At 67.5% G+C, this 11126-nt stretch carries 10 protein-coding genes and 2 pseudogenes; 4 read left to right on the top strand and 8 right to left on the bottom strand.

Going from position 1 to position 11126, the window contains the following annotated elements:
* The first annotated feature begins 559 nt into the window (after window positions 1–559).
* Window positions 560–2422, top strand: a complete 1863-nt coding sequence (locus tag GA0115259_RS21770; RefSeq protein ID WP_093599813.1) for an ATP-dependent nuclease — start codon at window positions 560–562, stop codon at window positions 2420–2422.
* A gap of 153 nt (window positions 2423–2575) precedes the next feature.
* Here the strand turns inward: GA0115259_RS21770 and GA0115259_RS21775 are convergent, their stop codons facing one another.
* From GA0115259_RS21775 to GA0115259_RS21800, 7 genes are all read right to left on the bottom strand, one after another.
* On the bottom strand, window positions 2576–3361 hold the full coding sequence (locus GA0115259_RS21775) for a phosphotransferase (RefSeq protein ID WP_093599816.1): 786 nt from the start codon (window positions 3359–3361) through the stop codon (window positions 2576–2578).
* A 19-nt stretch (window positions 3362–3380) separates the two neighbouring features.
* Window positions 3381–4289: an aldo/keto reductase gene (locus tag GA0115259_RS21780; protein ID WP_093599819.1), complete on the bottom strand. Its 909-nt coding sequence runs from the start codon at window positions 4287–4289 to the stop codon at window positions 3381–3383.
* The gene (locus GA0115259_RS21785; protein WP_093599822.1) at window positions 4286–5479 is read right to left on the bottom strand and encodes a cupin domain-containing protein; all 1194 of its coding nucleotides are present in this window, start codon (window positions 5477–5479) and stop codon (window positions 4286–4288) included. Before GA0115259_RS21785 ends, GA0115259_RS21780 begins: the two co-directional genes overlap by 4 nt.
* A gap of 16 nt (window positions 5480–5495) precedes the next feature.
* Window positions 5496–5642 carry a hypothetical protein gene (locus GA0115259_RS40470; RefSeq protein ID WP_176732613.1) on the bottom strand — a complete coding sequence of 49 codons (147 nt, stop codon included), beginning with the start codon at window positions 5640–5642 and terminating at the stop codon, window positions 5496–5498.
* A gap of 297 nt (window positions 5643–5939) precedes the next feature.
* Complete coding sequence (locus tag GA0115259_RS21790; protein ID WP_202450220.1) at window positions 5940–6203, bottom strand: DUF7848 domain-containing protein; 264 nt, start codon at window positions 6201–6203, stop codon at window positions 5940–5942.
* Complete coding sequence (locus GA0115259_RS21795) at window positions 6200–6382, bottom strand: hypothetical protein (protein ID WP_202450223.1); 183 nt, start codon at window positions 6380–6382, stop codon at window positions 6200–6202. The genes GA0115259_RS21790 and GA0115259_RS21795 overlap by 4 nt, the downstream gene beginning before the upstream one ends.
* 41 nt (window positions 6383–6423) lie before the next feature.
* Window positions 6424–7248 (bottom strand): TauD/TfdA family dioxygenase, encoded by an 825-nt coding sequence (locus GA0115259_RS21800; RefSeq protein WP_093599828.1) that lies wholly within the window; start codon window positions 7246–7248, stop codon window positions 6424–6426.
* 168 nt (window positions 7249–7416) lie between these two features.
* On the opposite strand from GA0115259_RS21800, the gene GA0115259_RS21805 reads away from it, so the two are divergent.
* Window positions 7417–7893: an NUDIX hydrolase gene (locus tag GA0115259_RS21805; RefSeq protein WP_093599831.1), complete on the top strand. Its 477-nt coding sequence runs from the start codon at window positions 7417–7419 to the stop codon at window positions 7891–7893.
* Between the two features lie 6 nt (window positions 7894–7899).
* The gene (locus GA0115259_RS21810) at window positions 7900–9096 is read left to right on the top strand and encodes a helix-turn-helix domain-containing protein (RefSeq protein WP_202450221.1); all 1197 of its coding nucleotides are present in this window, start codon (window positions 7900–7902) and stop codon (window positions 9094–9096) included.
* Between the two features lie 72 nt (window positions 9097–9168).
* Here the strand turns inward: GA0115259_RS21810 and GA0115259_RS21815 are convergent.
* A pseudogene (locus tag GA0115259_RS21815) lies at window positions 9169–9710 on the bottom strand (mobilization protein); the annotation flags it as partial.
* Between GA0115259_RS21815 and GA0115259_RS21820 the strand changes: the two are divergent.
* Window positions 9698–10995: pseudogene (locus GA0115259_RS21820) on the top strand (tyrosine-type recombinase/integrase). The pseudogenes GA0115259_RS21815 and GA0115259_RS21820 sit on opposite strands and share 13 nt — an antisense overlap.
* The last annotated feature ends 131 nt before the right edge of the window (window positions 10996–11126 follow it).

An 11126-nucleotide genomic window follows, 5' to 3' on the forward strand; every position in this document is an offset into this window, starting at 1 on the left:
CCAGACCAGGCAGTACGGCTGATGCCCCGCCTCGTGCAGGCGGTGGCTGAAGTCCTGCCACTCGTGCAGCGAGTGGGGGCGGGAGGGCGCTGACCTGGTGTTTCTCGGCGAAACGTGCGTTGACCTGGGGAAACTGATCCCGCTAGTTCTCACGGGTCAACGCCGTTTCCCAGTCTCATGTGCCCTGGATGTGCCCTCGGGGCGCGTCGAGGGCAGCCGCGAGTTTCCGTGTCTATCGCCCGGGTTGGACCGAACTCGTGCTCTCAGCTTGGGAAGCGGCGGTGCTTTCGTGGCAGTGCGGTCTCTGATCTGGCCATGCCGGTGTCTGCCTGGGAGCTTGAGGTCCCCTCCCGCCAAGCCGGGCCAGTACCGATGCCTTCGGAGAATGTGCTGCACTCGGAACGATGCCCGCCTCCGGACAGGCAGTGTGGCTAGTAGTTGATGTCCTGATGTATCTAATTATGAAAAGAAACTGACCACACGTCACTGATGGCGCTAGCGTCACAACTGACCCTGTGGGCTGACGAAGCCCCACACCACTTGCACCTTCAGGACGCTCGTGAAGATCAAGCGCGTACGCATCGAGAACTTCTGCTGTCTCCGCACGGTTGACGTCTCTTTCGATGCCATCACATCCCTCATCGGTCCCACCGGCGTCGGTAAGTCCACCGTGCTGCGTGCACTCGACTGGTTCTTCAACGGAGAAAAGGGCGGAGTGCTGAGGGAGGAAGACGTTCACTCGGCGGCAGAAGGCAAGCGGATCCGTGTGGAAGTGGAGTTCGACGGACTCACCGCGTTCGACCGAGCAGCGTTGGGCCACTATGCGCCCGACGGTATCGAGTCGGTGATCCTCTGGCGCACGTGGGACGACGGGAACGACCGGATCACCGGGAAGGCTCTCGCGTACCCGCCATTCGAGGAGATCAGGCGGCGCGATGGGAACCGTGAGAAGCACAACGCGTACAAGGAGCTGCGCGACAGTGCCCCAGGGCTGGACCTGCCCGCTGCCCGGGGTTGGGACGCTGCGGAAGCGGCCATGCGTACCTGGGAATCGCAGAATCGCGATCGGCTCGACGAGGCGGAGGTCGAAAGCACACAGTTCTTCGGCTTCGCTGGTCAGGGGCTCCTCGCCAAGTTGATCGATTTTGTATTTATTTCGGCCGACCTGCGTGCCTACGAGGAGGCGGACGACGCCAAGACCACTGTGGTTGGCCGGATTCTTGAGCACGCGGTGGACCGTTCAAAGGCCGAGGCGCGGTTCACGGCGATTGAGGATGACGCGCAGGCCGCGCGCGAGAAGGTGCATGAGGAGGTCTACGGCCCGATACTCAAGAAGCTGTCGGGCTCGCTTTCCGACGAGGTCGCCAAGTTCACCACGGGTCGGCACATTGTTGTGACGCCTGTGGCGCAGACGCCGAAGCCAGCCAAGACCTCGTTCGCGGTCGTTGTCAAAGATGGGGCGGCTGTGACGTCGGTGCGCCGCCAGGGGCACGGCTTTCAGCGTGCCTTGATCATCGCGGCGTTGAAGTATCTCGCAGAGAGTCGGCGTCCCGAGGACGGAACGCGCTCGCTGTGCCTGGCAATTGAGGAGCCGGAGTTGTTCCAACACCCGGCACAAACCAGAGTCTTCGCTCAAGTTCTGAGGGGTCTGGTCGCCTCGGCAGCAGACCGGACGCAGGTGATGTACGCAACGCACAGTCCCGTGTTCATCGATCCTCGGAATTACCAGCAGATTCGGCGACTCGGCCGGGTCGGCAGTGGAGATCACCCCGACGTGCGCGTACGACAGCTCTCGGAGCATGACCTGGTGCAGTTGCTCACGGGCCGCGTCACGGAGAAATCGATCAGGCGTCACGCGAGTACGCGATACGTGAAGGCGCTAGCCGAGGGCTTGTTCGTCAAGGCTGCGGTGGTAGTCGAGGGGGAAACGGAGGAGAACCTCATCCTCGGTTTCGCAGAGCGTCAAGGTGTCAGTCTTGGGGCTGACGGCATCATCGTGATCAACGCCGAGGGTAAGGATAACCTCATCCTGTGCCACGCCATCCTCACGGGATTCGGGGTGGGCTGCTATGTCGTCTTCGACGGCGACGCGGGCCCGGAGACAATGGCTCGGGACGCCAACAGAGCGCAGGTGGCAAGCGAGAAGAACATGGATATCCTGGGGTATCTGGGTGCTTCGATGGCGGCCCGTCCCGCGACCGCCTGCGAGGCGACCCACACGGTGTTCGAAGACGATCTGGAGACCTACCTCGCCAAGGACTGGCAGGCGTGGAATGACCGCCGGAAAGAGCTGATCAAGCAGACCGACGGATATGCCGACGGTAAGCATGCGCCAACGTACGGTGAGGCCGCCCGCACCGCTGGCGGTGAACCGAAACTCCTGCACGCCCTGCTGGAGAACGTCATGGCCTTGGCCAAATAGTGCTGTTGATTTGTGCTGGGCCCGTCCGTGACTACGGGCCCAGCGCGGGGCGTGAGACGAACGAACGCAGTCGCGCGGCTGCGGGGGTTCCTGGGACCAGTTCTCCGAATGCTTCGCCGTATCAGCCGAGCCGACCTTTGGCGATCAGGGGCGTCATACCAACTCCGCGGCCAGGCCCCGGAGCGCGGCGACGAGCTGTGGATGGTCCCCACGTGAAGCCGACTGAAGGAGTTCGGTGATGACGATGATCTGGGCGATGCGCCCGGGCTCGGCCTTGAGTACGGGGAAGGTGGCGCGGACGCGGTAGGCGAATGTGGGGACGAGCAGGGAGTAGGCCAGCAGCATGGCGGCGTCGTAGCCGACCGGTGCCAGACCGAAGCCTTCCCAGTCGAGGAGATAGGGGGTGGCGACTGTGAGGTTGGCGGTGTGTAGGTCTCCGTGGGCCGTCGCCCAGTCTGTGATCCGAGGGCCGGGCATGTCGAGGAAGCGTGGGACGGTGCGGTCCACCCACTCCTGTCGTACGGCTACGCGGTCCGTGGGGACGGCGTGTACGTGATCGAGGTCGGTGCGGAGAGAGTCCCACCAGGAGGTCGGCGGATCCGGGTCCGTGCACAGAACGGGGGTGGGGGAGCAGGCTGGTTCGGTGACGTACTCGTGTAGTTCGGCCTGGTAGGCGTAGCCGTCGCTGCTTGATTCCGTGGTGCCGTGCAGCAGCGGCTTGTGGACGCGGTTGTCGAAGAGCACGGCGGCCTGGCGGTTGCCCTCCCAGAACTTTCCCGCTGCCTTGTCCTGGGGTGCAGAGAGCAGCCTCAGCCAGCAGGATCCTCGTTCTGGGTGTTCGGCGCGGCTGCTGAGGGTGCGGCCGCGCCAGCCCCAGAACTCGGGGTCGGCGATCTCGACGCCCAGTGTCTCCGCGGACCGCATGAAGGCTCGGCGCATGCGTTGCTGATCCGTGGGGTCAGGTGGCGGCGAGTACATCCAGCACCTTTCGCAGCGTGGAGGTCGGGATGGCCGGGCTTCGTAGGGCGGCTTGGGCTTCGGCCCAGTGTGCCGGGGTGGAGGCGGAGAGCAGAATCTGTGTCACTCCGGGGCATGATGCCGCCGCCAGCAGGCATGCCTGGGGCGTGGTGAGGTGCGGGGCCAACAGCGCGGTGAGTTCGAGGGTGGCCAGGCGCGGTAGCTTGCCGCCGAACAGAGGCGCTGAGGCGTACACCTGCCATCCGAGCTCGGCTGCCTGAGTGATGGGGCCCTCCCCGTCCAGAGCCTGGCCGAACGCGGTTGCGGTGACCAGGGATACGGGCAGTTGGATGGCTCGCAGGTGGTGGTCTTCCGTGCCGGCGGCTTCGGAAGCCAGTTGGTGCAGGGCGGGGATGGTCAGTGCGTCCGTGTCGAAGCCGTCCCAGGTGGCGACGCCGTAGGCGGTCAGGGTTCCGGCCGCTGCTTCTGCTTCGAGGGCGCTGAAGGCGTCGCGCAGGGCTTCGTACGCGTCGCCGGCGGTGTGCTCGGGGTTGTGGGCGAAGACGAGGTCAAGGCGGTCGCGGCCGAGTTCGGTGCGGTTGCGGGCGCACTGCCAGTGGACGTACGAGGTGCTCAGGCAATGACCGTGTTCGGCCTCCTCGATGGTGAGGGCCCTGTTGGAAAGGGCGTCCTCGGTGGCCTGATCGGTCAGGAATCCGACCTTGGTTGAAACCGGGATCGGATGCCGGGCGAGGACGGGGGCGAGCAGGGACTGGGCCTGACCGTCGAGGTAGTTGGGCGCTGTGTCGATCCAGGCGTCGGCCGGGCTGGTGGCTGCGCGGGCGACGGCTTCGTTCAGGGCGGAAGGGCGGATGCGGTACGTGCCCAGCCCCAGGGACGCTCTTCTCATCGTCTGTCTCCTTCCACTGCGATCGCTTGGCCGTCCATCAGCTCCGAGGCGATGGCCGCGACCTCCGCGACCGAGATGCCGGATGCTGTGGCCAGCTCGCCGAGGGACACGGCGCTGGGTGCGGCGGACAGCATGTGCTGGAGGAAGGGCCGGGCTTCCCCAGCCATCTCCCACTCGTTGTCACAGGCCCGGAAGATCACGCCCTCTTTGTTGGCCGCCGGTTCCATGTGAGCTCGTGTGGTGGTCAGCCTGATGCGGAGGTCCGGGACTGCGGGGATGCCGGTGATGTGAGGCAGGCTCGGCCGCAGACGGGTGAGGTCGGTCCCGTCGCGCATTGCCGTGTACCGGTCGACGAGGTGCGGGTTACTCAGGGCGGTGGTGACTTCCATGCGTAGCCGTTCCAGGTAGGCCGTCTGCTGGGTGGCTGGTGCGTGGACGGGCAGGTCTTCTCGCAGAACGTCGTGGCGGCGCAGGTCGTCGGCGAGCCAGGACAGCAGCTGGGCGCCGGTGGTGGTCTGGATGCCGAAGGTGAGGTGGAGGGAGTGCTCGCCTTCGGAGGCGGCCACCGAGTGCCACCAGCCGCGGGGGAGGTAGAGCAGGTCACCCGGGCGCAGGACCAGCTCCGTGATCGGCTGTTCCGGCGGTGGCTCGGGTTCGTCGGTGTCCTTGTACATGGGGGCGGTGCGGGTGGGGCCGTACAGCTTCCAACGTTTGGCTCCGTCGAGCTGGATGACGATCACATCGTGGTCGTCCCAGTGCACGCCGAAGCCCTCGCGAGCGGTCCATGAGGCGTACAGGTTGGTCTGCACTCCGGTGCGCAGCCAGTGCTCCAGCTCCATCGCGGCGCGGCCGACGGGCGGGTGGAGTTCGTCGATGGCGTCGATGACCAGGGAGGCGCCCTCGGCGAGGCGGGCGTGCAGTTCGCTGGGGTGCAGGCGGTGCCAGACGGTGTGCCGGCGGGTGGTGACCGGGGCGGTGTAGCGGTGGGCGGCCAGCATCTCGCCGTCTGCGGAGAGGCGGAAGCGGGGTGGTTCCAGGCGGTGGGCGGCCAGGATGGTGTTGACGTCGTCCCATGTGATCAGGCTGCCGGGGTTGTTGAGGGCGGCGGGGACGTGGCGGTAGTGGCGGTGGAGCACCTGGGCCAGGAACTCGTCCTGGCCCAGGTGAGCCGCCAGGTTCAGCGGCGACAACGCGTCTCCTCCTGGATCAGTCGTTGCCGTCGGTACGGCCGGTGCTGCCGCCGTCGGACGGGGTGACGCCGCGTTCGCGGGCGGCCTGGATCCGGCGGCGCGCCTTGACCAGTCCGGGCTGGGTCGGCCCGGTGGGCGGGCTGATGGGGGTGTTGTTCGGCATTGCTCCTCCTCGGAGTTGGGGCGAAGTGGCCCTTCGGACCCGCTCCGGACGGCGCTCGACCTGTCCATGGGTTCGAGCGGTTGATCCGTCCGGAGCGGGGTTTGCAACCCGTCCTTGCCTGGGCTTCCCGAAGTAGGGGAGAACCTCTTGATCGGCTACGTCCGGCAGGAACGGGAACTTAGGGGCCGGCCGGGCTGGTGGAGACCGCGACGCCGACCATGAAGCCGCACGAGGCGGCGATCGCGATGATCAGTAGTAGCCCTGCGAAACGACTCAGCCAGGCCACCGGTCCCCGCGTCATGTACGCCGCCAGGTGCGCCACGGCCGAGTGATGCCCTGCCTGATATGCGGCTGCCGCCGCGCGGCCCGGTACGTGTGGTGCGACGGGTGCAGGCCGCAGTGCTTCAGCACCCAGTTCTGGGGTTCGGCGAAGTCCTCGCTGGGCGGCGATGTCTCGCCGTCGACGGCGCACTGCATCACGTACGTGGTCGGCTCGGCATCGGGTTCCCGGTCGGGTTCGAGCGTCCAGGTCTCGTGCCGGAGAACGGCGCGTGGACTCATCGCCCCCACCGTCCGTTCGCTACGGCGACCTTGGCGCTCAACTCCTCGGCCTGGGTGGGACGGCGAAGTTCCGTAGGGGGAACGTCCCACTCCCTGCCGCCCTTCAGCGGGCGGAGCTGGACGTAGGGCCCGGCGTGTCCCATGAACACGCCCACCTGGTCGTTGCGCTTGTCGACCATCAACGTCCCCACGGCGGCTTGTTCGGCGTCTGTCACATCGGTCACCTCCTCGGGGCGCGGGCCGATGAGACGGGCTCGCTGGTCTTGGGAAGGACGGCGGTTGTCGGGTGTGGGGTGAATCCCCCGGGGAGGGCGAAATGAGGGTCGCCCAGGGCGCGCAGGAGCCTCCGGTCCCCGGTGAAGCGTGTGCGGGCGTGCAACCAGCGGTGGTTGTCCAACAGATAGCCCTGCCCGGTCTGGAGCAGGAGGCGGTGCTGGCTGGTGGCGATGGCGCTGCGGAGGGCGGGGAGGTGGGGCTGGACGATGGGGCTCCATCGGGCCAGACCGTCCTGACGCAGCCGTATGGAGATTCGGCCGTCGGCCTGGACGGTGAAGACCTGTGTGGCGTGGCCGGTGCCCGCGCCGAAGTAGGCGGTCCTGGGCTGGCAGAGTGCGACTGCTGCGTCTCGGTTCTCGCCCATGAGGCGGGCGTGGACCTCGCGTCCGTCGGCGAGGAGGGTCTCACCGCCTGCGGTCGTCGGCTGCAGGCATACCAGGAGGATCAGGCGGGGAGGCGCGGGGGTGCCTGATCGTTCGGTGTGGGCCTGCAATTCACCGCTGCCGAGGCCGGCGAAGCCAGCGCGGTGGGCATGGCTGCCCGTGTCGTGGATCAGGGTCAGGCCGTCCGGGGCGCCGTGCGGGTGAGGTGTGATCGCCATCATGCGGGAGGCGAACGCCAGGGCCTCCTGTCGGGTCGTCAGTCCGTTGAGGGTGACCAGGCCGGTCTCACGAAGCTGTGCGGCGATCACGTCGTTGGCGTGCAGGGCGCGCAGGTTGACGTAGTGGTCCGCGAAGAGCGTCTCGGAGCCTGCGGAGGCGTCGAGCATCGCCGTACTCCTTCGATCGGGGTCGGTGTGATCAGAGTGAGGAGGCGAGGTGGTCCGGGTAAAGCGACAGACTGTCGACTCGGACAATTCGGTCGGTGGGGTGGTGGGTTGAAGTGCGCGTGCTACGTTCCGAAGGCCCGGCTCGCACACCGCAGGACGAGGACCGTCATGACGTACACGCCGCCGCTCTGGCCCGTCTCCGTGAAAGGCGTCGCGCTCGACGCAAGTGATCGCGTGCTGCTGCTGCGGAACGAGCGCGATGAGTGGGAGCTGCCCGGAGGCCGCCTGGAGATCGGCAGCCCCGATGGCGAACAACTTCCGGACAGCAGCCCTGAGGCGGCGCTGGAGCGTGAGATCCAGGAGGAGACCGGCTGGGAGGTCAAGGCCGGCCCGCTCATCGGCGGCGGCGTGTGGGTCTACCAGCCCATCCCGGGGCGGCGGGTGCTGATCGTGACCTACAGCTGCACTGTGCTGACCCCCGATCGGCCGCCCGTTGTCAGCCACGAGCACAAGCAGCTGGGCATGTTCACCGCCGACGAGGTACCGGAACTGAACATGCCCGACGGCTACAAGCGGGCCATCGCCGCCTGGTACGGCAGCGAGTACGACGGCCCAACGGCCCTGGACGACCACGAGCGGATGTAGCCGACGATGGCCGGGAGCGAGATCGCGCACCGGGCAGGGGAGAGCAGGCTCCCGCTTCCCCGTCCCTCGGCCCGGCACGCCCAGTGGCACTGGGCGACACCGCAGGCCCAACTCGTACTGGCCGTAGGGAATCTGGCTGGCATCCTTCGCTTCTACCGACGCGTGCACGGCCTGAACCAGACAGCGCTCGCTGAACTCCTCGGCTACGACAAGACCTACATCTCCGCCTTGGAGCTGGGGAAGCGCGCCCTCGACGACATCGGCTCCCGCCGCCGTGTCTGCGAGGTTCTGCGGTTGCCGCCCCACGTCCTCGGCATCACCGACCCCACCGACACGGACCACCGGGCGATGCTGCAGTTCGGTGAGTCGACCGTCCGGCTCGCCGAGATCGCCCGCCAGTCCGGCCACGCCTCCGAAGCCGTCTCGGAGCTGTGGCCGCTCGTTGCTCGGCTCGAAGCCCGTGCCGACGACGGCCACACTGAGCGGGACGTTCTGCACCTGCTCGCCCGGGCCCGCGTCGGCCTCGGCGTCGCCCTGGGCAACGTGCTGCCGGAAGAACGCCTTGCCACCGCCGCCCGCTGGACGGCCAAGAGCCTTGAGATCGCCGAGTACTTCGGGGACCCGGGCATGACCTCGTACGTGCTGCGCATGTACGGCAATGAACTGCGTAAGGCCAACCTACGGGGTGCGGCGGTCCAGCGGTTGTGCCGCGCTGCCGCGACCGCGCCCGACCACAACGCCCGCGCCGCCGCACTGCCGCTGCTCGCCCGGGCCGCCGGCGGGCTGGGCAACGGCGAACTGTTCGACCGGGTGATGCGGGAGACTGACGCCCTGCTCGACCGCGTCGACCACACCAGCCTGTTCAATCCCTTCTCCCTCCACGAGATCCGCCTGCGCGGTCTCGTCTCAACCGGGCGCGCCGACATGGCTATGCGGCTGGTGGAACACAATCCAATGCCCACGACTGTCGTGGCTCCACAGTGGCGCGTCATCGAACTGATCACTGTCGCGCACGTCCAACTACTCGGCAGCGACACGGGTGGCGCCGCCCAGTCGCTCCATACCGCTACCCAGGAGGCCGTCGTGCAGCGACTCCCTCATCAGCTGCAGCGGATCATGCGAACTGCGGGGTCACGGCTGCCCGCTCACCAGGCCGCCGCTTCGCAGTCACTGGACCGGATACGCAGCGAGATGGCCGCCTGATCCAGGCTCGGGGGAGTACTTGGTCCGTGGCGTCGGGAACTGCCCATCCTCGTCACGCCGCCGGTCGACTGATCAGCGCCGATGCCCTTGCGGCTGCCGTCCGGGCGGTGTCGCGGCGTCCTGGACGGTGTGGCGGGCTTTGGCTGCCTGGGCGCGGGGCCCGGGTGCATGGCGATGGCCGAGGCGCTGGATGCGCCAGGTCAGTGCGCGGGCTGGGCTGTGGGCGTCGTCGAGCGTGCGCCGGCTGAGGGCCTGGTCGAGGATCGCGGTCGGGTTGTGCCCGGCTGCTTCCGCCTCGGCCAGCACGGTGGCCAGGCATCCCAGGCGGGGTCGGTCAGGATGCGTTCGGCGTGTTCGGGGACTGCCTGCTGGAGGTGGTGGGCGTAGCGGCGTTTGGTCTGCGGGCTGGGTGCGCGGCTGGAGAGGCCGGTCAGGGCGGGTACGGCGATCTGCGCGTACGAGGTCTGCAGGTGGATGAGGGTCTGTTCGGCTGCTGCCTGCTGTTGGACGTTCTGGCGGGTGCGGTGCCAGTGCATCGCGTAGGCGACCGCGGTGAGCGAGACGTCCAACAGCATCGCCAGCCCGGCACCGTCCCCGGGGTGTGCAGGGTCCTTCCCACCCCAAGCCCACCGAGGCGAGTGCGGCGAACACAAGAGCCGTACACGGCAGATGGCCGCCACCGCCGACCACGGCATCGGCAAGCGCTGGCAGGTCCGCTACCGCGACCTGGACGGCTGCCAGCGCAAGGAGAACTTCGACACGAAGGCCCAGGCGGACAACCGTGCCGCTGAGGTCGACGTCGAGATCCGACGCGGCTCCTACGTCGCCCCCGCCGCGACGAAGCAGACGCTCGGCGCCTACGCGCAGAAGTGGCTAGATGCGAACTCTGTTGGCCCGACAACTGCCCTCCGTTACGAGGGGGCCGTCCGCAACCACATCGTGGAGCACTTCGGCCGACGCGAGCTGCGGTGCCTCAACCAGCCGTCGATCATCCAGGGGTGGATCCGTACGCTCCAGGACAGCGGCCTTGAAGTGTCGACGATCGAGGGCATCTTCGACATCCTGTCCAGCATCCTCGGCATGGCCGTGGAGGACGGGCTGCTGCCGAAGAACCCTTGCAAGGCGAAGTCGGTCAAGCTGCCGACCGCGACCAGGAAGAAGATCATCCCTTGGTCGCTGGAGCGCGTGCGTGCCGTCATCGCCGGACTCCCGAAGCGCTTCCAGGCCGGCGGCAAGCTCGCCTTCGGCTGCGGACTGCGACAGGGCGAGGTCTTCGGCTTCGCCGACACGGACATTGACTTCAAGGGCGGGTGGATCCACGTCAACCGGCAGGTGCGGCTGGTGGGGACGAAAGCTGTCTTCGCCCTGCCCAAGGGCAACAAGATCCGGTCAGCGCCCCTGTCGGCCCAACTCGCCGCCGCTCTCAGGGCACACATGAAGGACTTCCCGCCCGTCGAGGTCACGCTGCCCTGGGGCAAGCCGGGCGGCGAATCGAAGACCTTCCGCCTCCTTTTCGTTGACGAAAAGGGCAGGGCGTACAACAGGAGCGTCTTCAACCAGGGCGTTTGGAAGCTCGCCCTGGCCGCTGTCGGCGTGATCCCTCCGCGCGAGCGCGGGGCCAAGTACCTCCAGGCGGCGCCCGAGGACGGCATGCACGCGCTGCGGCACGCTTACGCGTCGGTCCTGTTGGACGCGGGGGAGAGCATCAAGGCCCTTTCGGAGTACCTCGGGCACTCCGATCCCGGCTTCACCCTGCGTACGTATACGCATCTGCTGCCGTCGAGCGAGACCCGGACCCGTTCCGCGATCGACGCCGCGTTCGCCGACGATCCGGAAGCGCGGGGCACAATCGGCGGCGAGTCCCCGCCCATGTGCCCTCAATGTGCCCTGGCCGCCTGACGGCCTCTCCAAGGATATGACGAGGGCGGGGTCCGAAAACCCCGCCCGTACTCAAAGAAACCCCAGCTCACGGCCAGACCAGGCAGTACGGCTGATGCCCCGCCTCGTGCAGGCGGTGGCTGAAGTCCTGC

The sequence above is a fragment of the Streptomyces sp. MnatMP-M17 genome (assembly GCF_900091995.1).
Classification (GTDB): domain Bacteria; phylum Actinomycetota; class Actinomycetes; order Streptomycetales; family Streptomycetaceae; genus Streptomyces.

Excerpts from the sequence above, each read along its gene's own strand:
- GA0115259_RS21775 (WP_093599816.1), bottom strand. The coding sequence starts at position 3,361 with ATGCGCCGAGCCTTCATGCGGTCCGCGGAGACACTGGGCGTCGAGATC.
- GA0115259_RS21780 (WP_093599819.1), bottom strand. The coding sequence starts at position 4,289 with ATGAGAAGAGCGTCCCTGGGGCTGGGCACGTACCGCATCCGCCCTTCC.
- GA0115259_RS40470 (WP_176732613.1), bottom strand. The coding sequence starts at position 5,642 with ATGCCGAACAACACCCCCATCAGCCCGCCCACCGGGCCGACCCAGCCC.
- GA0115259_RS21790 (WP_202450220.1), bottom strand. The coding sequence starts at position 6,203 with ATGAGTCCACGCGCCGTTCTCCGGCACGAGACCTGGACGCTCGAACCC.
- GA0115259_RS21795 (WP_202450223.1), bottom strand. The coding sequence starts at position 6,382 with ATGGTCGACAAGCGCAACGACCAGGTGGGCGTGTTCATGGGACACGCC.
- GA0115259_RS21800 (WP_093599828.1), bottom strand. The coding sequence starts at position 7,248 with ATGCTCGACGCCTCCGCAGGCTCCGAGACGCTCTTCGCGGACCACTAC.
- GA0115259_RS21805 (WP_093599831.1), top strand. The coding sequence starts at position 7,417 with ATGACGTACACGCCGCCGCTCTGGCCCGTCTCCGTGAAAGGCGTCGCG.
- GA0115259_RS21810 (WP_202450221.1), top strand. The coding sequence starts at position 7,900 with ATGGCCGGGAGCGAGATCGCGCACCGGGCAGGGGAGAGCAGGCTCCCG.